This is a genomic window from Amycolatopsis kentuckyensis (genome assembly GCF_041679295.1).
Taxonomy (GTDB): domain Bacteria; phylum Actinomycetota; class Actinomycetes; order Mycobacteriales; family Pseudonocardiaceae; genus Amycolatopsis; species Amycolatopsis kentuckyensis_A.
This window is the reverse complement of sequence record NZ_JBGDMD010000010.1, coordinates 90,960-113,979: the sequence shown is the minus strand read 5'-3', so window position 1 is coordinate 113,979 and position 23,020 is coordinate 90,960. Positions and strand designations below refer to the sequence as shown.

General features: G+C 72.4%; 21 protein-coding genes. 7 read left to right on the top strand and 14 right to left on the bottom strand.

Going from position 1 to position 23,020, the window contains the following annotated elements; genetic code table 11:
* Window positions 1-43: 43 nt before the first annotated feature.
* The 3 genes from ACERZO_RS36855 to ACERZO_RS36845 are packed head-to-tail and all read right to left on the bottom strand — an operon-like array spanning window position 44 to window position 2,204.
* Window positions 44-895: an amidohydrolase family protein gene (locus ACERZO_RS36855; protein WP_372670520.1), complete on the bottom strand. Its 852-nt coding sequence runs from the start codon at window positions 893-895 to the stop codon at window positions 44-46.
* Window positions 892-1,860, bottom strand: coding sequence for an aldo/keto reductase (locus tag ACERZO_RS36850; RefSeq protein WP_372670519.1), 969 nt, complete (start codon window positions 1,858-1,860; stop codon window positions 892-894). Before ACERZO_RS36850 ends, ACERZO_RS36855 begins: the two co-directional genes overlap by 4 nt.
* Before the next feature lie 5 nt (window positions 1,861-1,865).
* A complete protein-coding gene (locus ACERZO_RS36845) occupies window positions 1,866-2,204 on the bottom strand; it encodes an L-rhamnose mutarotase (RefSeq protein WP_372670518.1) in 339 nt (112 codons plus the stop codon).
* Window positions 2,205-2,284: 80 nt separating this feature from the next.
* Between ACERZO_RS36845 and ACERZO_RS36840 the strand changes: the two genes are divergently transcribed.
* A complete protein-coding gene (locus ACERZO_RS36840) occupies window positions 2,285-3,016 on the top strand; it encodes a FadR/GntR family transcriptional regulator (protein ID WP_364450769.1) in 732 nt (243 codons plus the stop codon).
* A gap of 28 nt (window positions 3,017-3,044) precedes the next feature.
* Here the strand turns inward: ACERZO_RS36840 and ACERZO_RS36835 are convergent, their stop codons facing one another.
* Genes ACERZO_RS36835 through ACERZO_RS36810 form a run of 6 tightly spaced genes read right to left on the bottom strand, consistent with a single transcriptional unit; the run spans window position 3,045 to window position 9,552 of the window.
* Window positions 3,045-4,058, bottom strand: coding sequence for an ABC transporter permease (locus tag ACERZO_RS36835; protein WP_372670517.1), 1,014 nt, complete (start codon window positions 4,056-4,058; stop codon window positions 3,045-3,047).
* Entirely contained in the window at window positions 4,055-5,578 is a 1,524-nt protein-coding gene (locus tag ACERZO_RS36830; RefSeq protein ID WP_372670516.1) for a sugar ABC transporter ATP-binding protein, read from the bottom strand. Before ACERZO_RS36830 ends, ACERZO_RS36835 begins: the two co-directional genes overlap by 4 nt.
* Complete coding sequence (locus ACERZO_RS36825) at window positions 5,575-6,606, bottom strand: sugar ABC transporter substrate-binding protein (protein WP_372670899.1); 1,032 nt, start codon at window positions 6,604-6,606, stop codon at window positions 5,575-5,577. Before ACERZO_RS36825 ends, ACERZO_RS36830 begins: the two co-directional genes overlap by 4 nt.
* A 48-nt stretch (window positions 6,607-6,654) precedes the next feature.
* Complete coding sequence (locus ACERZO_RS36820) at window positions 6,655-7,401, bottom strand: SDR family NAD(P)-dependent oxidoreductase (RefSeq protein WP_372670515.1); 747 nt, start codon at window positions 7,399-7,401, stop codon at window positions 6,655-6,657.
* Window positions 7,394-8,698 carry an enolase C-terminal domain-like protein gene (locus ACERZO_RS36815; protein ID WP_372670514.1) on the bottom strand — a complete coding sequence of 435 codons (1,305 nt, stop codon included), beginning with the start codon at window positions 8,696-8,698 and terminating at the stop codon, window positions 7,394-7,396. Before ACERZO_RS36815 ends, ACERZO_RS36820 begins: the two co-directional genes overlap by 8 nt.
* A gap of 2 nt (window positions 8,699-8,700) precedes the next feature.
* Complete coding sequence (locus tag ACERZO_RS36810; protein ID WP_372670513.1) at window positions 8,701-9,552, bottom strand: fumarylacetoacetate hydrolase family protein; 852 nt, start codon at window positions 9,550-9,552, stop codon at window positions 8,701-8,703.
* Window positions 9,553-9,757: 205 nt separating this feature from the next.
* Here ACERZO_RS36810 and ACERZO_RS36805 point away from each other — a divergent pair, with 205 nt between their 5' ends.
* On the top strand, window positions 9,758-10,954 hold the full coding sequence (locus ACERZO_RS36805; protein ID WP_372670512.1) for a multidrug effflux MFS transporter: 1,197 nt from the start codon (window positions 9,758-9,760) through the stop codon (window positions 10,952-10,954).
* On the opposite strand, the gene ACERZO_RS36800 is transcribed toward ACERZO_RS36805, so the two are convergent.
* On the bottom strand, window positions 10,944-11,207 hold the full coding sequence (locus ACERZO_RS36800) for a hypothetical protein (protein WP_372670511.1): 264 nt from the start codon (window positions 11,205-11,207) through the stop codon (window positions 10,944-10,946). The genes ACERZO_RS36805 and ACERZO_RS36800 overlap by 11 nt on opposite strands.
* Window positions 11,208-11,253: 46 nt before the next feature.
* Between ACERZO_RS36800 and ACERZO_RS36795 the strand changes: the two genes are divergently transcribed.
* Window positions 11,254-11,997, top strand: coding sequence for a MerR family transcriptional regulator (locus ACERZO_RS36795; RefSeq protein WP_372670510.1), 744 nt, complete (start codon window positions 11,254-11,256; stop codon window positions 11,995-11,997).
* Here the strand turns inward: ACERZO_RS36795 and ACERZO_RS36790 are convergent.
* Window positions 11,966-13,189, bottom strand: coding sequence for an NAD(P)/FAD-dependent oxidoreductase (locus ACERZO_RS36790; protein WP_372670509.1), 1,224 nt, complete (start codon window positions 13,187-13,189; stop codon window positions 11,966-11,968). The genes ACERZO_RS36795 and ACERZO_RS36790 overlap by 32 nt on opposite strands.
* A 206-nt stretch (window positions 13,190-13,395) precedes the next feature.
* On the opposite strand from ACERZO_RS36790, the gene ACERZO_RS36785 reads away from it, so the two are divergent.
* The 3 genes from ACERZO_RS36785 (at window position 13,396) to ACERZO_RS36775 (ending at window position 17,836) form a co-directional block, all read left to right on the top strand.
* Window positions 13,396-13,599, top strand: coding sequence for a hypothetical protein (locus ACERZO_RS36785; RefSeq protein ID WP_372670508.1), 204 nt, complete (start codon window positions 13,396-13,398; stop codon window positions 13,597-13,599).
* 59 nt (window positions 13,600-13,658) lie between these two features.
* On the top strand, window positions 13,659-15,626 hold the full coding sequence (locus ACERZO_RS36780; RefSeq protein WP_372670507.1) for an SDR family oxidoreductase: 1,968 nt from the start codon (window positions 13,659-13,661) through the stop codon (window positions 15,624-15,626).
* A 428-nt stretch (window positions 15,627-16,054) separates the two neighbouring features.
* Window positions 16,055-17,836 carry a hypothetical protein gene (locus ACERZO_RS36775; RefSeq protein WP_372670506.1) on the top strand — a complete coding sequence of 594 codons (1,782 nt, stop codon included), beginning with the start codon at window positions 16,055-16,057 and terminating at the stop codon, window positions 17,834-17,836.
* Here the strand turns inward: ACERZO_RS36775 and ACERZO_RS36770 are convergent.
* Both ACERZO_RS36770 and ACERZO_RS36765 read right to left on the bottom strand, forming a co-directional pair.
* A complete protein-coding gene (locus ACERZO_RS36770; protein ID WP_372670505.1) occupies window positions 17,833-18,957 on the bottom strand; it encodes an FAD-dependent oxidoreductase in 1,125 nt (374 codons plus the stop codon). The genes ACERZO_RS36775 and ACERZO_RS36770 overlap by 4 nt on opposite strands.
* 94 nt (window positions 18,958-19,051) lie before the next feature.
* A complete protein-coding gene (locus ACERZO_RS36765) occupies window positions 19,052-20,374 on the bottom strand; it encodes an aminotransferase-like domain-containing protein (protein WP_372670504.1) in 1,323 nt (440 codons plus the stop codon).
* Between the two features lie 68 nt (window positions 20,375-20,442).
* Here ACERZO_RS36765 and ACERZO_RS36760 point away from each other — a divergent pair, with 68 nt between their 5' ends.
* Window positions 20,443-21,099, top strand: coding sequence for an O-methyltransferase (locus tag ACERZO_RS36760; RefSeq protein ID WP_372670503.1), 657 nt, complete (start codon window positions 20,443-20,445; stop codon window positions 21,097-21,099).
* On the opposite strand, the gene ACERZO_RS36755 is transcribed toward ACERZO_RS36760, so the two are convergent.
* Window positions 21,100-23,013 (bottom strand): transglycosylase domain-containing protein, encoded by a 1,914-nt coding sequence (locus ACERZO_RS36755; protein ID WP_372670502.1) that lies wholly within the window; start codon window positions 23,011-23,013, stop codon window positions 21,100-21,102.
* Window positions 23,014-23,020 lie beyond the last annotated feature (7 nt).

Sequence of the window (23,020 nt, the reverse complement as noted above, 5' to 3'; positions counted from 1 at the left end):
GCCGACCCGGCAGCCACCCCAGCGGCGGGCGGGGGAACCTCTTTTACCCCCTGGAAGAGGTTTCCCCGCTCGCATCCAAGCCGTAGACGCGGCGGGCGTTGTGCTCGAACACGCCCAGCCGCTCGGCGTCCGACAGCGAGCCGGTCAGCGCGATCGCCGCGTCCAGGACCACCTCGTAGGACGCCGCCAGCTCGCAGACCGGCCAGTCCGAGCCGAACAGCAGCCGCGACGGGCCGAAGACGTCCAGCACGTGGTCGACGTACCGGCGCAGGTGCCCGACCTCCCAGCCCGTCCAGTCCGCCTCCGTGACCAGCCCGGAGAGCTTGCACACCACGTTCTCGTGCGCGGCCAGCGCCGCGACGCCCGAAGCCCACGGCTCCCACTCCCGCGCCGCGATCGGCGGTTTCGCCGCGTGGTCCAGCACCAGCCGCAGCTGCGGCAGCCGCAACGCGACCTCGGCCGCCGCGGGCAGCTGCGCCGGGCGGACCAGCAGGTCGTACGCCAGGCCCGCCGCCGCCACCGCGCTCAACCCGGCGACGATCTCCGGACGCAGCAGCCAGTCGTCGTCGGGCTCGGTCTCGACCTGGTGCCGGATCCCCACCAACGGGCCGTCCAGGGAAGCCAGCCGGTCGACGACGTCCGGGGCCGCCAGGTCCACCCAGCCGACGACACCCGCGATCTCCGGCTCCGCGGCGGCGATCGACAGGAACTCCGCGGTCTCTTCGGCAGACGACACCGTCTGGACCAGCACGGTCGCGTGCACGCCGGCCGCCTTGGTCACCGCGCGCAGGTCGTCCACCGTGTACGGACGGCGGATCGGGTCCAGGGCCGCCCCCGCCATCCACGGGTACTCGCGCCGCGCCGGGTCCCACAGGTGGTGGTGCGCGTCGATCATGAGACTCCTTCGGCGAGGACGACGTCGGCACGCAGCAGGCCCGCGTCGACCAGCTCGGTCCACAGCTCGGGCGGCACCACGGCCCGCGCGCGCCGCGCGTTCACGCTGACCTGCGAAGGATCATGCGCGCCGACGACGACCGACGCCACCGCCGGGTGGGCCATCGGCAGCGCCAGCGCGGCTTCCGGCAGCTCGACGCCGTGGCGCGCGCACACCTCGGCAATCCGCCGGGCCCGCTCGACCAGCTCCGGCGGGGCTTCCGCGTAGTCGTAGACGCCGCCCGGCTCCGCAGTCGCCAGGATGCCGGCGTTGAACGCGCCGCCGGCGACGACGGAGACGCCGCGGTCGAGGCAGAGCGGCAGCAGCTCGTCGAGCGCCGGCTGGTCGAGCAGCGTGTAACGCCCGGCCACCAGCAGCACGTCGAGATCGGTCCGGCGGACGAACTCCGCGAGCATCGGCGCCTGGTTCATGCCGGCGCCGAACGCGCCGATCACGCCCTGCTCGCGCAGTTCGCGCAACGCCGGGAACGCGCCGCGCAGAGCGTCCTCGAAGTGGTCGTCGGGGTCGTGGACGTAGACGATGTCGACGCGGTCGAGCCCGAGCCGCGTCAAGCTGTCCTCGAAGGAGCGCAGGACGCCGTCGCGGCTGAAGTCCCAGCGCCGCTTGTACGCGGCCGGGACCGCGAAGCCCTGGTCGTCTTGCGTGCCCGCGCCGTCCGGGTTCGGCTCGAGCACACGGCCGACCTTCGTGGACAGCACGTACTCGTCGCGGGGGAACGACCGCAGTGCCGCGCCGAGGCGGGTCTCGGAGAGGCCGAGGCCGTAGTGCGGTGCCGTGTCGAAGTACCGGACGCCCTCGTCCCACGCGCGGCGGACGGTCGCGGCCGCCGTCTCGTCGCTGATCGCGTGGTAGAGGTTGCCCAGCTGCGCGCAGCCGAGCCCCAGCGGGGACAGGGTGAGTTCCAACGCCGTCACTCCTTTTCCGGCAGTTCCCAGACCAGCCCGATGCCGGTGTCGCCGCCGGAGTAGTCGTCTTCGACGGCCAGCAGCTCGGCCATCCGGGCCTGCCAGGGGACGTTCGCGGGGTGGTCCCGCAGGGCCGCCCGCATCGCCGCGTAGTCGTCGACTTCGACGACGTGGAAGAGGTCGAGACCGTTACGCCAGATCCGCCAAGTGCGCACGCCGGCTTCGCGCAGCGCGGTGTCCAGCTCGGGCGGGATCACGGCGTGGACGGACTCGTACTCGGCCTCCTTCCCCGGCTTCAGGCGGGTATGGAGCGCCACTCTTTGAGGTGCGGGCTGGTGGGTCATCACCACTCCTTGGCCGGGTCATGGCACGCTGGTGTCGAACACCGAAACATCCGAGGTCTGTTGCAGGGAGGGCGGACGCGATGCCCGTCACCGATGTCGCGATCGACAAGATCAAGGACATGATCATCTCCGGCGAGCTGGCGCCGGGCGACCGGCTGCCGAAGGAGGCCGAGCTGGCCCAGCGGCTCGGGCTCTCGCGCAGCTCCCTGCGGGAGGCCGTCAAGGCGTTGTGCCTGATCAGGGTGCTCGACGTCCGGCAGGGCGACGGCACGTACGTCACCAGCCTCGAGCCGAACCTGCTGCTCGACGCCATGACGTTCGTCGTGGACTTCCACCGCGACGACACCGTGCTCGACTTCCTCGCCGTGCGGCGGATCCTCGAGCCGGCCGCGACCGCGCTGGCCGCGTTGCACATGAGCGACGACGACATCACCGAGCTGGGCCAGCTGCTCGGCGAGCTGGAGGACTCGCCGACGGTGGAGGCGCTCGTCGCGAACGACCTGCAGTTCCACCGCAAGATCGCCGACGGCTCCGGCAACCCGGTGCTGTGCTCGCTTCTCGACAGCCTGTCGGGGCCGACCGCCCGAGCTCGGATCTGGCGCGGCCTCACCCAGGAGGGCGCGGTCGCGAAGACGCGCGAGCAGCACACGGCGATCTACGAGGCCATCGCGGCGCGCGAACCGGAGCTGGCGCGCTCGTGGGCGACCGTGCACGTCGCGGGCGTCGAACAGTGGCTGCGCAACGCCCTCGGCACCGCGGACGACCCGACAGTGCCCGATTCGGACGACGGGCCGGCCGCGGAAGCTTCCTGACAGTGATCCGATGATCACAGGCTGACCATCAGGTCTGGGGCTTCCCGCCCGCGTACCGGGCGATGATCAGCGCGACCAGGATGATGGCGCCGTAGATCGCGCCCTGCCACTCCGCCGTCACGTGCGCGTAGTTGAGCAGGCTCGACACCGACGACAGCAGCAGGACGCCGGTCAGGGCGCCGACCAGGGTGCCCTTGCCGCCGTCGAGCGAGACGCCGCCGATCACCGCCGCCGCGAACACCTGCAGGATCATGCCCGACCCCTGGTTCGCGCCCAATGCGCCGACATAGCCCGTGTACGCGAGCCCGCCGATCGCGGCCAGGATCCCGGCGACGACGAACACCGCCCACGCGATCCGGTCGACGCGCACCCCGGCGGCCCGCGCGGCTTCGCGGTTGCCGCCGATCGCGTACAGCGCGCGGCCGACGCGGTGGTAGCGCAGCACCCAGCCGGCCACGGCGAACAGCAGCGCCGCCAGCCACACCGACATCGGCAGCCCGGCGAACGTCGTCGTCGCCAGGTTGGTGAACGAGTCCGGCAGGTTGAACAGCGTCTTGCCCTTGGTCGAGCCGACCTGGACACCACGCAGCACGGTCAGCATCGCCAGCGTCACGATGAAGGCGTTCAGCTTCAGCTTCACGATCAGGAAGCCGTTGACGAACCCGACGAGCGCCCCGCACAGCGGGATCACCAGGAGCCCGATCGCGGCCGGCAGCTCGACGCCGAAGCCCGCCGATGCTGCCGGGATGACGACCATCGCGCCCAGCGCGGGTGCCAGGCCCATCGTCGATTCCAGCGACAGGTCGAACTTCCCGGTGATCAGCACCAGCGACTCGCCCAGCACGACCAGCGACAGCGCCGCCGACGCGGTCAGGATGCTGACGATGTTGCTCCAGCCGACGAACGTGTCGTCGACCAGGCCGCCGATGACGAACACCACGACCAGCGCGGGCAGCAGCGCGAGTTCACGCAGCCAGACGGCTTTGCGGCGCCGCGGGGGCGCGGGCAGCTCCGTCTGCGGAGAGGTCATCACGTCGGTCACGAAAGCTCGACTCCTTCGATGTCGGCCACGAGGTCGCCGTCGGACCACCCGGCCTGGTGTTCGGCGACCACGGCCCCGGCGCGCAGCACCAGGACCCGGTCGCTCAGGCGCAGGTCGTCCAGCTCGTCGCTGACGATCAGCACCGCCTTGCCCTCGGCGCGCACCCGGTCGACGACCGCGAGCAGCGCCTCCTTCGACTTCACGTCCACCCCGGCCGTCGGGTTGATCAGCACCACGACCCGCGGGTCGCCGATCAGGGCCCGGGCCAGCACGACCTTCTGCTGGTTGCCGCCGGACAGGTCCGACACGGGCTGCTCGGCGCTCGCGGCCACGATGTCGTAGTCGGCGAGGGCCTGCGACGCCCGCGCGAACCGGGTGCGCGGCGAGGCGATCCCGCCGCGGCCCAGCTTGTCCAAAATGGACAAAGTGGCGTTGTCGGCGATCGAGTGCTCCAGCACCAGGCCTTCGTGGTGGCGGTCGCGCGGCACGCACCCGATGCCCGCCCGGATCGCCGCCGGGATGTCCCCCGGCCGCAGCGGCGCGCCGTCGACGCGGATCGTGCCCGCGGACGGCGTCCGCAGGCCGTAGACCGTCTCGGCGACCTGGTGCTTCCCGCTGGCGTTGCTGCCCGCGAGCCCGACGACTTCGCCGCGGCGCAGCCGGAAGGAGACGTCCCGGAAGCCGTCGCCGGACAGCCCGTCGACGCTCAGCATCTCCGCGGCGTCGTCTTCGAGCGACTCGCGAGAAGCGGCGTCACGGACCGAGAGACCGCCGGGTTCGCCGGTCATCGCGTCGACCAGCTGGGCCTTGCCGACCTCGGCCACCGGCGCGGTGAGGACGTGCTTCGCGTCGCGCAGCACGGTCACCGCCTGGCAGACCTCGTACACCTCGTGCAGGTGGTGCGAGATGAACAGGAACGTCACCCCGCCCGCCTGCATCTGGCGCATCCGCTCGAAGAGCCGCTCGATGGCCTGGCTGTCGAGCTGCGCGGTCGGCTCGTCGAGGACGATGAACCGGGCGCCGTAGGACAGCGCGCGGGCGATCTCGACGAACTGCCGGTCCTCGACCGACAGCTCGCCGGCCGGGGTGTCGACGTCGACGTGCACGTCCCACGAGTCGAGCAGCTCGCGTGCCTGGCGCCGCAACGACTTCCAGCCGATCGAGAACCCGCCGCCCGCCTGCCGGTTGAGGAACAGGTTCTCGGCGACGGTGAGCTGCGGGACGACCATCGCGTGCTGGTACACGCAGGCGACGCGCGCCTTCCAGTCGTCCTGTTTGGACAGTGGCGGGGCCGGCTCGCCGCCGAACTCGACGTGCCCGGTGTCCGTGGCGGACAGGCCGGTGAGGATGGAGACGAGCGTCGACTTGCCGGCCCCGTTGCGCCCGACGAGCGCGTGCGACTCGCCGGGGTGCACGGTGAGGCTGACGTCGTGCAGCGCCACGGTCGGGCCGTAGCGCTTTCCGACACCTACGGCGCTGACCACCGGGACGGCGGGTTCGCCGGCGGGCAGCGCGGTCACAGGTTGTTCCCCCAGAGGGCCTTGTCGTCCACGTTCGCCTTGGTGATCACGGGTGCGGGCAGCTGGTCCTCGAGGATGCCGGGGCTGATCTCGACGATGGTGCTGCCGTGGTCGGTCGGGCCCGGCTTGAACGTCTCGCCGGCCATGGCCTTCTTCAGCCAGTACAGGCCGTACTTCGCGTACGCGTCGGCCGGCTGGGACACCGTGGCGTCCAGCTCGCCGGCGCGGATCGCGGCCAGCTCCTGCGGGATGCCGTCGTTGGAGACGAGCACGATGTGCTTCGGGTCGCCGACCGGGAAGAACAGGTTCTTGCGCTTGAGCGCCTGCTCGGTCGGGGCCAGGTAGACGCCACCGGCCTGCATGTAGACGCCCTTGATGTCCGGGTTCGCGGTCAGCATGCTGTCCAGCCCGGAGGACGCCTTGTCGGCCTTCCACTCGGCCGGGATCTCCAGCACCTGGACGCCGGGGTACTTGGACTTCATGCAGTCGCGGAAGGCTTCCGAGCGGTCGCGGCCGTTGACCGACGCGAGGTCGCCCATGATCTGCACGACCTTGCCGGACTTGACCTTCTCCCCGATCGCGTCGCACGCCTTGGTGCCGTAGGCCTTGTTGTCGGCCCGCACGACCATGGCGACCTTGCCGCTCTCGGGGGCGACGTCGACGGCGACGACCGGCACGCCCTTGTTCTCGGCCTGCTTGAGCCCGGCGACGATCGCGGCCGAGTCCAGCGGCGTCACGACCAGGCCCTTGACGCCCTGGTTGAGGAAGGTGCCGATGTCGGTGATCAGCTTCGCGGGGTCGCTGTCGGCGTTGACGGTCGGGAGGACGTCGACGCCCTCCTCCGTGGCCATCTTCGGCACGTAGTTGTTGTAGGCCTGCCAGAACGGCGAGGTCAGCAGGGGCAGCGTGGCCCCGACCTTTCCGCCGGCGCCACCGCCCGCCGCCGGGGCGGCCGCATTGTCCTTGGTGGACCCGCAGGCGGCCAGTACCAGGCCGCAGACGGCGGCCGTGGCGGCCACCTGGATCACCCTCGTGCGCACAGCATCCTCCTTGATGACGGCGGGGAATCAAGTCTTCTAGTCGTGGTGCACGGGACCGCGAGGACGCAGGCCGTACATGCCGCCGTCGACCGCGAGGGCGGTGCCGGTGGTCGAAGCGGAGAGGGGACTCGCGAGGTAGGCGATGGCGTTCGCGACCTCGTCGGCGGTGACCAGCCGGCCCATCGGCTGGCGCGCGGCGAGGGCCGCGCGTTCGGCCGCCGGGTCGTCGGCGGCGTCGAGCAGCCGGCCCACCCAGGGGGTGTCCGCCGTGCCCGGGCACACGCAGTTGACGCGGATCCGGTCGGGCAGGTGGTCGGTCGCCATGGCCAGGGTCAGCGAGAGCACCGCACCCTTGGTGGCCGAGTAGAGCGCGCGGTTGGGCAGGCCGGCCCAGGCCGCGATGGAACAGGTGTTCACGATCGCCGCGGACGGCGAGTTCTTGAGGTGCGGCAGCGCGGCGCGCGCCACGCGGACCATGCCGACGACGTTGACGTCGAACACGCGGTGCCACTCGTCGTCGTCGTTGCCCGTGACGTCGCCCTGCGCGCCGATCCCGGCGTTGTTGACGAGGATGTCGAGGCGCCCGAAGCGTTCCACGACGGCGTCGATCGCCGTGCGGACCTCCTGGTCGGAGCCGACATCGCAGCGAAAGCCGTCGTCGTCTGGCTTCAAGTCGAGGACGGCCACCCGGGCGCCGCGCTCGGCCAGCAGGTCCGCGGCCGCCTTGCCGATGCCCGAGGCGCCTCCGGTGACGGCGGCCACCAGGCCCTCGAATTCACTCACTTGCGGTCTCCGTCCACTCGGGACCGTCCGGGAAGCGGAACCGGCGCAGCGTCGCGTCGTGCATGCGCGCGGAGAACCCGGGGGCGGTCGGGGCGAGGTACCGGCCGCGCTCGACGACGGCCGGGTCGGTGAAGTGCTCGTGCAGGTGGTCGACCCACTCGATCGAGCGGTCCGCGTCGGTGCCGGACACCGCCACGAAGTCGAACATCGACAGGTGCCGGACGAGCTCGCAGAGCCCGACACCGCCGGCGTGCGGGCACACCGGGACGCCGAACTTGGCGGCCAGCAACAGGATCGCCAGGTTCTCGTTGAACCCGCCGACGCGGGCGGCGTCCAGCTGCAGGACGGAGATCGCGTCCGCCTGCAGCAGCTGCTTGAAGACCACGCGGTTCTGGACGTGCTCACCGGTCGCGACGCGGATGGGCGCAAGCGCTTTCGCGATGGCCGCGTGGCCGAGGACGTCGTCCGGGGACGTCGGTTCTTCGATCCAGTACGGGTCGTAGGGCGCGAGTTCGGTCATCCAGTCGACCGCGGCTCGGACGTCCCAGCGCTGGTTGGCGTCCACGGCGATCCGGACGTCCGGGCCGACGGTCTCGCGCGCCAGCTTCATGCGGCGGACGTCGTCCTCGAGGTTGCCGCCGACCTTCAGCTTGATCATCTCGAAGCCGTCCGCGACGGCCTGTTCGGCGAGCCGCACGAGCTTCGCGTCGGCGTACCCGAGCCAGCCGGGAGACGTGCTGTAGGCGCGGTAGCCGTTCGCCTCGAGCTGCTTCGCGCGTTCGGCTCGGCCGGGTTCCGCGCGGCGCAGGATCTCCAGGGCTTCGGCTTCGGTGAGCGCGTCGGACAGGTAGCGGAAGTCGACCAGGGACACCAGTTCTTCGGGGGTCATGCGCGCCGCGAACCGCCAGACCGGGAGGTTCGCGCGGCGGGCGGCGAGGTCCCAGGCGGCGTTGACGATCGCGCCGACGGCCATGTGCGCGACGCCTTTTTCCGGACCCAGCCAGCGGAACTGCGAGTCGCCGACGAGCGTGCGGGACAGGTCGCCGAGCGCGGCCGCGTCCTCCGGGACGTCCCGGCCGACGACGTGCGGGGCGAGCGCGCGGATCGCGGCGGCCTGGACGTCGTTGCCGCGGCCGATGGTGAACGCGAGGCCGTAGCCGTCCGGGCCGCCGTCGGTGTGCAGCACGACGTAGGCGGCCGAGTAGTCCGGGTCGGGGTTCATCGCGTCCGAGCCGTCCAGCTCCCGGGAAGTCGGGAACCGGACGTCGAGGACCTCCATGCCGGTGATCTTCGCCATGGTCAGGCCTGCCTCGCGACCTGGCGCTGCCGGCCGAGCCCGTCGATCTCGAGCTCGATGACGTCGCCGTCGCGCAGGTAGGGCTTGGGGTCGGGCTGCCCGAGCGCGACGCCTTCGGGCGTGCCGGTGTTGATCAGGTCACCGGGCCGCAGCACCATCACCTGGCTGAGGTGGTGCACGATCTCGGCGACGCTGAAGATCATGTCCTTGGTGGACGAGTCCTGCTTCTTCTCGCCGTTGATCCACAGCCGCAGGCCGAGGTCCTGCGGGTCGGGCACCTCGCTCGCCGGGACCAGCGCCGGGCCGAGCGGGTTGAAGTTCTCGCACGACTTGCCCTTGTCCCACTGGGCGGTGCGGAACTGCAGTGCGCGCTCGGAGACGTCGTTCGAGACGACGTAACCGGCGATGTACTCCAGGGCTTCCTCGACGCTGTCGAGGTAGCGGGCGGTCTTGCCGACGACGACGCCGAGCTCGACCTCCCAGTCGGTGCTGACCGACCCGCGCGGGATCAGCACGTCGTCGCCGGGGCCGACCACGACGTCCGGCGCCTTCATGAAGACGACCGGCTCGGTCGGCGGCGTCGCACCGGTCTCCTCGGCGTGCCGGCGGTAGTTCATGCCGATGCAGACGACCTTGCCCGGCTGGGCGATGGGCGAGCCGACACGGAGGCCGGCCTCGGAAGCGGCGGGCAGTTCCCCGGCGGCGAGCGCGGCGGCCACGCGGGCGATGCCGTCCGCGGCGAGGAAACCGCCGTCGATGTCGGCGGTCAGCCCGCCCAGCTCGTAGGTCGTGCCGTCGTCGGCACGCACGAACGGACGCTCACTTCCCGGCTCCCCGAGGCGCACAAGCTGCACGGATTTTCCCTTCACCCGCCCGACCAGACATCCGATGTATATCGCAGCCGGTTCGCTCGATCCAGAGCTGACGCCCAATCGGTCGGAAAATTGATCGGATCAGTACCGGTTCAGTGCCCGGACGAGCACGGCGTGTCACCGATCACAGGCCGGAATAGCGCAGGTCAGCGCGTCGCTGGTCGAAATCGGAACGGGCAGGAGGCGCATGACCACCACGGCGGAACGTACCGCGCGGTCGCGGCTGAAGTTCGTCCTCATCCTGGGCGGCCTCTCGGCGTTCGGGCCGCTCTCGATCGACATGTACCTGCCCGCGCTGCCGCGGATGGCGGCCGACCTGCACGCGGCGGACACGACGGTCCAGTTCACGCTCAGCGCGTTCATCGTCGGCCTCGCGCTGGGCCAGCTGGTGATCGGCCCGCTGTCGGACGCCCTCGGCCGCCGCCGCCCGCTGCTGGCGGGGCTCGTGCTGTACATCGTGGGGTCGGGGCTGTGCGCGGTGAGCCCGGACGCGTGGCTGCTGGTCGCCGCGCGGCTCGTGCAGGCCGTCGGCGCGGCGGCCGGCATCGTGATCGCCCGAGCCACCGTGCGCGACTTGTTCTCCGGCACCGCGATGACGAAGTTCTTCTCGACGCTGATGCTGGTCAGCGGGCTGGCCCCGATCCTGGCGCCGCTGATCGGCGGGCAGCTGCTGAACTGGACGTCGTGGCGCGGGGTGTTCGTGGTGCTGACGGCGTTCGGGGCGCTGCTGCTGGCCGTGGTGGCGTTCTTCCTGCCGGAGCCGTCTTCGTCGCGGTCGCCCGCGCGGCTCGGCCAGGTGATGCGGACCTACGGGCGGCTGGCACTGGACCGGTCGTTCGCCGGTTACGCGCTGGCGTCCGGGCTGCTGTTCGCGGCGATGTTCGCCTACATCTCGGGGTCGTCGTTCGCGCTGCAGGGCGTCTACGGGCTGAGCCCGCAGGCGTACAGCGTGGTGTTCGGGGCCAACGGCGTCGGCATCGTGCTGGCGGGCCAGCTCAACGGGCGGCTGGTGGGCCGGGTGCGCGAGCGCGCCCTGCTGCTTTCCGGGCTGCTGCTGGGCGTTCTCGGCGGGGCTCTGGTCCTGGTGGCCGCGTTGACCCGGGCTCCCCTGGCCTTCCTCTTGGTGTCGTTGTTCCTGCTGGTGTCGAGCATCGGGCTGGTGATGCCGAACGCCAGTTCGCTGGCGCTGGCGTCCCACGCGCGGTCGGCGGGCGCGGCGTCGGCGTTGCTGGGGGTGCTGCAGTTCGTGGTGGGCGCGGTGGCGACGCCGCTGGTCGGGCTCGGCGGGCCGGGGACGGCGGTGCCGATGGCCGCGACCATGGCGGGGTTCGCGCTGCTGGCCCTGCTGGCCTACCTGGCCCTGACGCGCGAAGTCACTTCCTGAGCAGGCGCTCCAGCTCTTCACCGGCCGGTTCGTGGCCGGCGTCGGCGATCCGTTGCAGCTCCAGGAGGTTGCCCGCGGCGACCGCGCGGCGGGTCAGCAGCGCGCCGGCGTGGTCGCAGCCTTCGTCCAGCAGCTCGCTCAGCTCTTCGACGTCGCCGCGGGCGTCGGCGAGGTCGGCGAGCCGGTCGAGCGCCGTCTCGTTGCCCTCGTCGGCCAGCGCGCGCAGGGTCTCGTAGTCCGCCATGCCGGTCATCCTGCGACCTTGCCCCCGGGGCAAGGTCAAGTGCGACGATGGCGGGGTGCTCACCATCGGACAGCTCGCCGGGTACGTCGGGGTGACGGCCAAGACGATCCGCGTCTACCACGCCAAGGGGCTCCTCCCGGAGCCGCCGCGCGACGCGTCCGGCTACCGCCGCTACAGCGCCGCCGACGCCGTCGAGCTGATCAAGATCCGCACGCTGGCCGAGGCGGGCGTCCCGCTGGCGCGCATCCGCGAGCTCCGGTCGGGCGGCGGCCTCCTGCCGGCCCTCAGGCAGATCGACGACGACCTCGCCGCCCGCATCCGCGGCCTGCAGGACACCCGGAAACGGCTCCGGCAGCTGGCTGACGGGCACCTGTCCGCGTTGCCCGCCGACGTCGTGGCCCACCTCGCGGGCTTGCGCGGTCTCGGGTTCAGCGAACGCTGGGTCGCACTGCAGAACGACTTGTGGCTGCTGGTGTTCGCGACCCACCCGAAGACGGCGCGCGAGAACTTCCTCGACCAGTCGGCGATGCTGGCCGATCCGGCGTTGCTGGAGCTGGTCCTCGAGTACGACCGGGTGCACGACCTCGACCCGCACGACCCGAGCGTCGACGCACTGGCCGAGCGGCTCGTCGCCGCCACCCGAGCGCGGTACGGCGCGGAACTCCCTTCGTACGAACGGGGTTCCGCGATCCCGGCACTGGTACAGGGCGCGGTCAACGCGTCGTCCCCCGCTTGGCGGCGGCTCGACACGCTGATGCGCGACCGCCTCAGCCGAGCGACGCCAGATCAGCCGTCTTGAGCTGCTCCGCCGTCACCTTCGCGCGGCCGTCGACCAAGGCGCCCAGCGCGTCTCCGTCGTCCCACATGTTCACGTTCATCGCCGCCGCCACTTCGCCGTCGCGCAGCCAGAACGCCGTGAACTCGCGGGAAGCCAGGTCGCCGCGGACGACCAGCTCGTCCGAAACCGGGTCCGCGAGACCGCGGTACTCGCACCCCAGGTCGTACTGGTCGGTGAAGAAGTACGGTGACCCGAGGAACGGCTCGTTCTCCCCCAGCAGGTTCTGCGCCACGTGCGTCCCCTGGTCCTTCGCGTTCGCCCAGTGCTCGACGCGGATGCGGCGGCCGTAGCGCGGGTGGAAGTGCGCCGCGATGTCGCCCACCGCGTACACGTCCGGGGCCGCCGTGCGCAGGCCCGCGTCCACGCACACCCCGCCGTCGTCGGACAGTTCCAGGCCCGCCGCGTGGGCCAGCTCGACCCGGGGTGCCGCGCCGACCGCGATCAGGACCACGTCCGCCGTGATCTCGTCGCCACTGGCGAGCCGGACCCCGCGGACGCCGTCCGGGCCGCCGGTGATCTCCGCGACCTGCTCGCCCAGGCGGTAGTGCACGCCGTTGGAGACGTGCAGGTCGCGGAACACCCCGCCGACCGTCTCGCCGACGACGTTCGCCAGCGGGACCGGTACCGGGTCCACGACCGTCACGTCCGCGTTGTGCGTCCGCGCCGCCGCCGCGGCCTCCGAGCCGATCCAGCCGGCGCCGACGATCACCACGCGCTCCGCTTCGGCGAACGCCGAGCGCAGCTTGAGCGAGTCGTCGAGGCTGCGCAGCGTGTACAGCCCAGGCAGGTCGCCGCCCGGGACCGGGAGCGAGCGCGGCCGCGAGCCGGTCGCCAGGACCAGGCGGTCGTAGCGGTGCTCGCCGCCCGCGTCGTCCAGCACCAGGCGGGCGCCCAGTTCGATGCGGGTCGCCGTGACGCCGGGGGTGAACCGGATGTCCTTCTCCGCGTAGAACTTCTCTTCGTGCACCCAGTCGGGTTCGTCGCCGTTGCCGAGCAGCACGCCCTTCGACAGCGCCGGCAGCTCGTACGGCCGGTGCGGGTCCGACCCCATCAGCAGGACTTCGCCGGTGTATCCGCGTTCGCGCAACGCGCCCGCGGCGGACGCCCCGCCCAGGCCCGCTCCGACGATGACGATCTTCCGCGGCTCCGACATCAGTGACCTCCCACGTCGACGAGACGGTGCGGACGGTACTCCCGAACGGGCGTCGCCACGACCGGGAGATACGCCGGAAATCCGCGAAGCGCAAGAGAAAACTCGCGAGTAGGCAGATCGGGTGAACCGGCGTCATAGCGCCTCGGCGTGGCGCTCCCCCCTTCGCAATGAGCACGACCACGAAGAGGAAACGGAGGGCGGCGACCATGAGTCGGGGCGAATGGTCGGTCGGCTGCCGGGATCTGGCCGGCAGGCGCAGGGACGTGACGGTGTTCGTCAGCAACGACAAGGTGGTGCTGGTCGCGCCGCCGGGTGAGGCGGCCGTACTGGGCCCGCTCGACGTCGGACGGCTGCGCGCCGCCCTGCGTGACGCCGTCGTGGCGACCGCCGACGACCAGCTGGAAACCTGACAACTACCGTTCCTACTTTCCAGTAGGTTAGAGTCGGCCCCCTACCGAAGGGACCGGCCATGACGACCTACTTCGTGACGGGCGCGACGGGCTTCATCGGGAAACGCCTGGTCGCCCGCCTGCTGCGGCGGCCGGAGACGTCCGCCGTGTACGCCTTGGTCCGCGAAACCTCCCGCGAGCGCCTGACCGCCTTGGCCGCGGCCTGGCCCGGCGCGGAGAAGCTGCACCCGGTGGTCGGCGACCTCGCCGAACCGCGGCTCGGCACCGACCCCGCCGAGCTGGACCAGCTCGACCACGTCGTCCACCTCGGCGCGATCTACGACCTGACCGCGGACGAGGAGGCCAACCGGCGCGCCAACGTCGACGGCACCCGGCACCTGCTCGCCTTCGCCGCCGCGGCCGGGGCGGGCCTGGTGCACCACGTGTCCTCGATCGCCGTCGCGGGCGACCACGCCGGGCGGTTCACCGAGGCCGACTTCGACCTCGGGCAGCGCTTCTCCTCGCCGTACCACGCGACGAAGTTCCAGGCCGAGAAGCTCGTCCGCGAGCAGTCGCTGCCGTTCCGCGTCTACCGGCCCTCGGCCGTCGTCGGCGACTCGCGCACCGGCGAGATGGCCAAGGTCGACGGCCCGTACTTCTTCCTGCCCGCCATCTCGCGGCTGGCTTCCCTGCCCGCGCGGCTTCCCTTGGCCGCGCCGGATCTCGGCGCGACGAACCTGGTGCCGGTCGACTACGTCGTCGAGGCGATGGACTTCCTGATGCACCGGGACGCGCCGTCCGGGGCGACCTACCACCTCGCCGCCGCGCGGCCGCAGTCGCTCAACTCCGTCTACAACGCCTTCGCGCGCGCTGCCGGCGGGCCGACGGTCCGGGCCCAGCTGCCCGGCGTGGTGCGGCGGGTGGGCACCCGGCTCGCGCACGCGGCGGCGAACGGCGTCGACCGCGTGCCCGGCGGCCGGGCCACCCGCGCGGCCGTGCTGGAGGAGCTGGGCGTTCCCCTCGACGTGCTGCCGCACCTGAGCATGGACGTCGAGTTCGACACCGCGCGGACGACGACCGCGCTGTTCGGCAGCGGGATCGAGCTGCCGGAGCTGCGGGACTACGCCGGGCCGCTCTACCGGTACTGGCAGGCCCACCTCGATCCCGACCGCGCCCGGCGGCAGCACGGACTCGCCGGGCGGACGGTGCTGATCACCGGCGCGTCGTCCGGGATCGGCCGGGCGTCGGCGCTGGCCGTGGCGCGCAAGGGCGCGAAGGTCATCCTCGTGGCGCGGCGGGAATCGGAACTGGCCGAAGTCCGGGACGAGATCACCGCGGCCGGCGGCGTGGCGGCCGCGTACCCGTGCGACCTCACCGACGGCGACGCCGTCGACGCGCTGGTCAAGGACGTCCTCGGCGAGCACGGCGCGGTCGACATGCTGGTGAACAACGCCGGCCGGTCGATCCGGCGCTCGGTCGCGCTGTCCACCGAACGCTTCCACGACTTCGAGCGCACCATGGCCATCAACTACTTCGGGCCGGTGCGGCTGATCCTCGGCTTCCTGCCGTCGATGGCCGCGCGCCGGTTCGGGCACGTCGTCAACGTGACGACCCAGGGCCTGCAGACCGACACCCCGCGCTTTTCGGCGTACCTGGCGTCGAAGGCGGCGCTGGAGGAGTTCGGGCTGACGGCCGGGCGCGAGACGCTCTCGGACGGCGTCACGTTCACCTCCGTGCGGATGCCGCTGGTGCGGACGCCGATGATCGCGCCGACCGGCTACCGCGGACTCCCGTCGAGCAGCCCCGAGCGGGCGGCGGCGCTCGTCGTGAAGGCTCTGGAGGAGCGGCCGGAGATCCTGAGCCTGCCCGAGGGCCGGGCCGCCGAGCTGGCGACGCTGACCGCGCCGCGGGTGGCGCGGTTCGCCGCGCACCTGGCGTACTCGGCGATGCGGGAGTCCGCGCCCGAGGCCCGCGGCCTGCCCCGCCGGCCCGCGCCGGCGGCGGTCGCGGCGGCGATCACCCGCCTGATCTGGCGCCGTCGTGCCTGATCCCCGCGAATTCCGCCGAAACCCTGGATCTGAAGACGACGGTACTTCTACCCTCGCGCGAGTCCCGTACACCGGTACGGGCGTGAACTGGGGAGTTCGAAATGCCGGAAATCACCACTGGGGAACGATTCGCCGCGGCTGACGAGACGGCCGCGATCGGCACGGCCAGGCACACCCTCGGCTGAGCCAAAGCGCCCCAATGTGGCCTTGGTTGCGTCTGACCAAGCTCCGCGGCGCGAAGCGCCTCCGTTGAGGGTGGCGGTGGGGGCATGGGAGGAGCACCCAAGGCGGCCTTCGGTGCGTCAGACGCACCGAAGGCCACATTGGGGCGCTTGAACCAGGGCCCGGTGGTGCTGTGCATGCCGGGGCCGGGCCCGGCCGCTACCATCGCTTTCCGGGCGTGATCGGGGAGCGGAAGGCGGGCAGGCGTGGACGTGGCGAGTCCTGCGCGCGCCGCCGCGCCGGAACCCCTGTCCGCCAAGGCCACGCGGCCGCTGCTGCGCTGGGGCGTCCACGCCGGCTGGGTCCTCGTGCTCGCCCTGGCCACCGAACTGCGCGTCGGCCGCTTCGGGTTCCACCCCTCCGACCAGGGCTTCATCCTCGCCCAGGCGTGGCGCGTGCTGCACGGCGAAGTCCCGCACGCCGACATCATCTCCGCGCGCCCGCTCGGGTCCGCCGTGCTGCACGTCGCCGACTTCGCGCTGCCGATGCCGTTGTTCTTCGGGTCCAGTTTCCTGTCGATGATCGAGATCATCGTCGCCACCATCGCCTTCGCCGCGCTCGTCACGCGCCGCCGCGTCCTGGAGTGGGGCCCGGGCATGACGGCGATGGTCGCCGCGGCGTCATTGATCAACCTCAACGCCTTCCCGCTGATGGCCTGGCACACCGTCGACGGCATCGCGCTCACCGCGTGCGGCGCCTGGGCCCTCGACACCGGGCTCGGCAAGAACCGCGCGCTCGCCCGCCGCGGCGGGCTCGTGCTGCTCGGCTGCGCGGTGTTCGTCAAGCAGAGCTTCGTGCTCGCCGCGGTGATCGGGGTGGTGTGGCTGCTGCTGCACCCGGCCACCCGGACCGGCTCCCGCCGCGTGCTCCGGTTCGTGCTGGACCTCCTCGCGCTCGGCACGCCCGGGCTGCTGTACGTCGCGTGGGTCAGCCTCGGCGGCGGGTTCGCCGAGATGGTCGAGCAGCTGACCGGCGGCGTCCCCGCGTACGGCGAACGCCTGCTCGGGCTCTGGCTGGAAGATCCCGAAGCGCTGACCCGGGCGCCCGTGCGGGAGCTGGCCTTCTTCGCCGCGATCGCCGTCGTGCTGCTGGCCGTCCGGCTGCCGGGTGACCGGCTCGGCGCGGCCGGGCGGATCGCGTCCTGGGTGCTGGTGCTCGCCGGCGCCGCCGCGGTCGTCTGGACGGTCGTCGACGGCCGCTTCACCGGCTCCTCGCGCTGGGCGGACGTCCTCTGGTGGATCGTCGCGGTGAGCGTGCCGGTCAACGCGGCCGTCACGCGCAAGGTGCCCTGGGCCGGGCTCCTCGTGCTCGCGACCGGGTTCATGACCAGCCTGTCGTGGGGCAACGACACGCCGACGCTGCTCACCGGCACCCTCGCCCTGACGGCGTTGCTGCTGTTGAGCCACGTCGTTCCGCCGCGGCCGCGGCTCGCCCGCCGCTGGGTGACCGCGACGGCGGGCCTGACCGCGGTGGCGGTGTGCGGCTGGGTCGTCGTCGCCCGCCACGACCAGGCCGCCTACCTCGACCTCGGGCACGACCGGCTGACCGCCGACCTCGGCGACGTCACCCCGGCGATGGCCGGCATCCGCACCAACCCCTCGACGCACACCTTCGTCCGCCAGATCCGCGACTGCCTGGACCGGTTCCCGGCCGCGAAGACGGCGATCCTGCCGGACAGCCCGTTCGCCTATCCCGCGTTCGGCCTGCGCAACCCGTTCCCGCTCGAATGGCCGCTGCCGCTGGAGATCGTCGGCGACGCGCCCGAGCGCATGCTCGCGCGGGCGGACGAGCTCAACCGCGAAGGCGGCTACCTGGTGCTGTTCGAGACGGACTCGATCCGCCAGCTCGCGACGGGCGGCCCGGTGCCGGAGTCGATCCCGGTCGACACGCCGGTGTTCGACTACCTCGGCCTGGAGAAGGCGATCCAGGCCCGGCTCACGGGCCGCGCCGTCACGTGCGGCAGCTTCGTCGGGAAGTACGCCCCCTAGTCCTGCTCGCCGCGGACCAGCTCCAGCAGGCTTTCCGGAACGTCGTCGCCGAACAGGCTCTCCATGAGGACGGCGTCGTCGACCGGCGTCGCGGCGCGGACGAACATGGCTTCCTCGTACTGCGCGATGGCCGCTTCGACGTCGTCCGGGTGCGCGGCCAGGGCCTGGCCGAGCTCCGCGCCGTCGAGCATGGCCAGGTTGGCGCCTTCGCCGTTCGGGGGCGCGAGGTGCGCTGCGTCGCCGACGAGGGTCACGCCCGGCACGCGGTCCCACCGGAGCCCGACCGGCAGCGCGTAGTGCGGGCGCAGCACCGGGGCGGTGTCGGCGTCGGTGATCAGCGCCGTCAGCTCCGGAGCCCAGCCGTCGAACTCCGCCGCGATCCGGGCCGCGGCCGCGGCGGGGTCGGCGAAGTCGATCGCGGCGAACCAGTCCAGCGGCCGGGGGAGCACGACGTAGGCGTGCACGGTCTCGCCGCTCTCGCGGTGGGCGTTGATCGCGTCGTCGGGCGTGCCGCCGTGGGCGACCATCGACCCCATGCCGACCGCCGCCGCGGTGGCCGGGTGCTTCGTCTCGACGTCGAACAGGTAGGTCTCGACGAACGCTTCGCCGACGTACTCGGGCGTGGCGCCGGTGAGCAGCGGCCGGACCTTCGACCAGGCGCCGTCGGCGCCGACCAGGAGGCTCGCGACGACCGTCGAGCCGTCGGCGAAGGTCACTTCGTGGCCGCCGCCGTCGAGCGCGCGGACCGCGTCGACCTTGTGTCCCCAGTGGACAGTGCCTTCGGGGAGCGCGTCGAGCAGCATCTGCCGCAGCTCGCCGCGCTGGACCTCGGGCCGGCCGCCGGTGCCGTCGTCGGCCTTCTCGAACAGCAGGTTCCCGTCCCGGTCGAGGATCCGCATCGCCTGGCGGCCGTCCAGGACGAGGCCGCGGAATTCGGCCTCCAGGCGGGCGGCTTCGACGGCGAGCTGCCCGTTGTAGTCGTGGATGTCGAGCATCCCGCCCTGCAGGCGTGCCATCGGGGACGCGTCGGCCTCGTAGACGGTGACGGGGACGCCGTGGACGTGCAGGACCCGGGCCAGGGTGAGGCCGCCGAGGCCGGCGCCGACGATCGTGACGGTCATGGGTGCTCCTTCGGTTCGTTCTCGATGACCGAAGAGTGGCGCGACGCCCTGGTGCGGGCCGCACACCGCACTGGCACGCCGCTGGCACCCGCTGTCAGTCGGCCAGCAGGTCGTCGGGACTGCCGCTGACCAGGGTCGCCAGGACGTCGAGGGCGGCTTCCAGGGTCGCGACCGGCGGGGCGGACACGGCGATGCGCACGGCGTTCGGCGCGTGGCCCGGCAGGACCGCGAACGCCGCGGCGGGCAGCAGCGCGATGCCGCGCCGGGCGGCCGCCGCGACGAACGTGTCCGCCCGCCACCGCTCCGGCAGCTCCCACCAGCGGTGGTAGGACGCGGCGTCGCCGCGCAGGCCGGGCAGCTTCTCCTGAACCACCACGGCCCGGGCGGCGGCGTCCCGGCGTTTCGCGGCTTCGACTTCGGCGAGGGTGCCGGTCATGATCCACTGCGTCGCCGCTTCGACGGCGAAGCGCGACGCGGCCCACGCACCCGACCGCACCGACGACGCCAGCCGGGCAGTCCACGCCGGTGGCGTCACGAGGAACCCCGCCGTCAGGCCCGGGGCGACGCGCTTGGAAAGGCTGTCGACGAACACGGTCCGCTCCGGCGCGTACGCGGCGAACGGCCGGACGTCGTCGCGCAGGAACGTGTAGATGCCGTCCTCGATCACCGGCAGGTCCAGGCGTTGCACGACGTCCGCGAGTTCCTCGCGGCGGCGCGCGGGCATGGTCGTGCCGAGCGGGTTGTGCAGCGTCGGCTGGACGTACAGCGCGCGGACCGGCTCGGCCGCGGCCAGCGCGGCCGGGACCAGCCCATGCTCGTCGGTCTCGATCGGTACCAGCTCGACGCCGAGGCGGGCGGCGAGGCCCTTCACCACCGGGTAGGTCAGGGATTCGACGGCGAGCCGCGCACCCACCGGCACGAACGCGGCGACGGCGGCCGCGATGGCCTGCCGCCCGCTGCCGGTGAAGAGCACGGTCGCCGGGTCCGGCCGCCAGTCGCCGCGGGTGAGCAGCGTGGCGGCGGCCTGCCGGGCGGCCGGCGTGCCCGCGGCGCCGATCGGGTGCAGGGCGGCGGTGAGGACGTCGTCGCGCAGGAGCGGTCGCAGGGCCTGGGCGAGCTTCGCGGACTCTTCGGGCAGGACGGCGAAGTTGAGTTCGAGGTCGACCCGCGCGTCCCCGGGTTCGGCGAGCGCGGGTTCGGGCGGCGGTTTCGCGGCCCGCACGAAGGTGCCGCGGCCGACCTCGCCGACGGCCAGGCCGCGTCGCACGAGCTCGCCGTAGACGCGGGCGGCGGTGGAGCCGGCGATCCCCCGCTGCCGCGCGAACCGGCGCTGCGGCGGGAGGCGGTCCCCCGGCCGCAGCCGGCCGGCTTCGATGTCGGCGGCCAGGGCATCCGCGACGACGCGGTAGTCGTCCATGTCCACCTTCCCGCCTTCGAGCACTCCTCAGCATGATCCCAGCCCGCTAGGTTGGCGGTGGAGGTGCCATGACCGACAAGACCTGGGCCGAAGTCGACGACTACCTCACCGGGGCGCTGCTCCCGGCCGACCCCGTGCTCGACGCGGCGCTTTCCGGCTCGGCCGCCGCCGGGCTGCCGCAGATCGCCGTCGCGCCCAACCAGGGGAAGCTGCTGAACCTGCTGGCGCGCCAAGCCGGCGCCCGTTCAATCCTGGAGATCGGCACGCTCGGCGGGTACAGCACGATCTGGCTGGCCCGCGCGCTGCCGCCCGGCGGCAAGCTGGTGACCTGCGAATACGAGCCGCGGCACGCCGAAGTCGCGCGGGCGAACCTGGCGCGCGCGGGCTTCGGCGAGGACGTCGTCGACATCCGCGTCGGCGCCGCGCTCGACACGCTGCCGACGCTGACCGGGCCGTTCGACTTCATCTTCGTCGACGCCGACAAGAGCAACCTCGCGAACTACGTGCGCGCGTCGCTGGAGCTGTCGCGGCCGGGGACGACGATCGTCGTCGACAACGTCGTCCGCCAGGGCGGGGTGGCCGACGCCGAGAGCACCGACCCGAACGTCCTGGGCGCGCGGGAGATGTTCGAAGTCCTCGCCGCCGAGCCGCGGCTGGACGCGACCGCCGTGCAGACCGTCGGCGCCAAGGGGCACGACGGGTTCGTGCTCGCGCTGGTCCGCTGATCAGCGCGGCGGCCGCACCACCGGCGGCGGGCTCCCGGCGACCGGCCGGGCCTGCTGCCCGGCCGTGGCCGCCGCCGTGTACGCGCGCCAGACGTCGGCCGGGACGACGTCGCCGATGAGCTTCACCCCGTTCGCGTCCTTCAGCTTGCGCTCGTCGTCGGAGCCGACCCACACCGCCGTCGCCAGCTGCGGGGTGTAGCCGACGGCCCAGGCGTCCTGGTTGCCCTGCCCGTTGCCGTGCTCGGCCTCGCCGGTGCGCAGCGCGACCCCGCTGCCGTCGGTCAGGACGCCGGTGACGTCCCGGGCGATGCGGCGGCTCTCGGCGCCGTCGTCGTCGAACGCGGGCCGCGCGGTGTCGGTGTGCTCCCAGACGACCGCGCCGCTCTCGTCGCGCACCTTCGCCACCAGGTGCGGCGTGGTGCGGCGGCCGTCCGCGGCGAACGTCGCGTAGGCGCCCGCCATGTCGAGCGGCCGCAGCGGGTACCGGCCGATCGCGATGCCCGGGCCGATGAGGAAACCGTCCTTCTCCCGCATCGTCGGCGTGCCGTCGACGGTTTCGGGGATGCCGGCCTGCCGGGCGGTCTCGCTCAGCGCGTCCGGCCCGAGTTTCTTCGCCAGCGCGATGAACGGGCTCCGGGCGTGCAGCTGCATCGCGGTGCGCGGCGTGCACACGGGGTCGCAGAGGTCCGGGTACTTGAACTTCTCGCCGAGGAACTCCTGTTCCGCGGGCGCCGGGACCGGCACGTCCGGACCGTAGCCGCGGCGCAGTGCCGCGGCGAGCGTGAACGGGTGGAACGCCGAGCCGGCCGCGTGCGGGGTGCTCGCGTAGTCGCGGACGCCCTGGTCGCCGCCCTGGTAGGCGCGGACGGCGCCGGTCTTCGGGTCGACGGACACCAGCGCGCCGCGGAACTCCTTCGGCTCGCCCTTCAGCCTGTCCTGCAACGTCTTCTTCGCGGCGTCCTGCAGGCCGCGGTCCAGCGTCGTCTCGACTGTCATGTTTCCCTGCTGCAGCCGGCCGAGCGGGAAACCGTCTTCTTCCAGTTCGGCGAGGACCTGCTGCTTGACGTGGAACTGGTCGTAGGTGAGGCGCCCGGCGCGGGTCTCGGACGGCGACTGGATCTCGGCGCCGGGGTAGGCCATGGGTTCGCCCGGCTTCACGTACCCGCGGTCCACGAGCTTGTCGTGCACGTACTGCCAGCGCCGGGCGGCGTGCGCGTCGCCGGACGCGGCCGGGTCGTGCACCGACGGCGATTGGATCATCCCGGCGAGGAAAGCGGCTTCGCTCCACGTCATCGAGTCGTCGAGCTTCTTGCCGAAGTAGGCGTTCATCGCCGCGGCGGGGCCGAACGTGCCGCGGCCGAAGGAGATGATGTTGACGTAGCTTTCGAAGATCTGCTCTTTGCTCTGCTCCTGGGTGATCTTCGTGGCCAGCACGAGCTCGGCGAACTTGCGGCCGAGGGTGGCGTCGTCGTCGCCGGTGGACTTCTTGATGTACTGCTGGGTGATCCCGGACCCGCCGCCGACGCCGGTGAGGAACGCGCGGCCGATGCCGGTCGGGTCGAAGCCCTGGTTGTCCCAGAAGGTCGGGTCCTCGGTGGCGATGATGGCGTCGCGCAGCTTCGCGGGCACCTGCGGGTAGGGCACGAAGGTGCGGTCACCGTCGGCGGGGACGACCTTGAGCAGCTCCGAGCCGTCGGAGTAGGTGAGCACGACGGTCTTGTCGAGCCCGGCGAGGACCTCTTGCGGGCTGCGGACGTCGAGCACGAGGTAGGCGACCCAGAAGGCGATCAGCGGACCGCCGACGAGCGTGCCCACGGTCCAGTAGGCGATCCGCCGGAAGCGCCGCCATCGGCGACGGCGCGGGGTGTCCGGCTTCGCGGCTTCTTCCTCTGGTTCCTCGATCGCCAAGGTCACGAATGGA

Bases quoted from the DNA above. Each gene is read 5' to 3' on its own strand.
- ACERZO_RS36855 (WP_372670520.1), bottom strand. From the start codon at position 895: ATGATCGACGCGCACCACCACCTGTGGGACCCGGCGCGGCGCGAGTAC.
- ACERZO_RS36845 (WP_372670518.1), bottom strand. From the start codon at position 2,204: ATGACCCACCAGCCCGCACCTCAAAGAGTGGCGCTCCATACCCGCCTG.
- ACERZO_RS36840 (WP_364450769.1), top strand. From the start codon at position 2,285: ATGCCCGTCACCGATGTCGCGATCGACAAGATCAAGGACATGATCATC.
- ACERZO_RS36815 (WP_372670514.1), bottom strand. From the start codon at position 8,698: ATGGCGAAGATCACCGGCATGGAGGTCCTCGACGTCCGGTTCCCGACT.
- ACERZO_RS36805 (WP_372670512.1), top strand. From the start codon at position 9,758: ATGACCACCACGGCGGAACGTACCGCGCGGTCGCGGCTGAAGTTCGTC.
- ACERZO_RS36800 (WP_372670511.1), bottom strand. From the start codon at position 11,207: ATGACCGGCATGGCGGACTACGAGACCCTGCGCGCGCTGGCCGACGAG.
- ACERZO_RS36790 (WP_372670509.1), bottom strand. From the start codon at position 13,189: ATGTCGGAGCCGCGGAAGATCGTCATCGTCGGAGCGGGCCTGGGCGGG.
- ACERZO_RS36785 (WP_372670508.1), top strand. From the start codon at position 13,396: ATGAGTCGGGGCGAATGGTCGGTCGGCTGCCGGGATCTGGCCGGCAGG.
- ACERZO_RS36780 (WP_372670507.1), top strand. From the start codon at position 13,659: ATGACGACCTACTTCGTGACGGGCGCGACGGGCTTCATCGGGAAACGC.
- ACERZO_RS36770 (WP_372670505.1), bottom strand. From the start codon at position 18,957: ATGACCGTCACGATCGTCGGCGCCGGCCTCGGCGGCCTCACCCTGGCC.
- ACERZO_RS36765 (WP_372670504.1), bottom strand. From the start codon at position 20,374: ATGGACGACTACCGCGTCGTCGCGGATGCCCTGGCCGCCGACATCGAA.
- ACERZO_RS36760 (WP_372670503.1), top strand. From the start codon at position 20,443: ATGACCGACAAGACCTGGGCCGAAGTCGACGACTACCTCACCGGGGCG.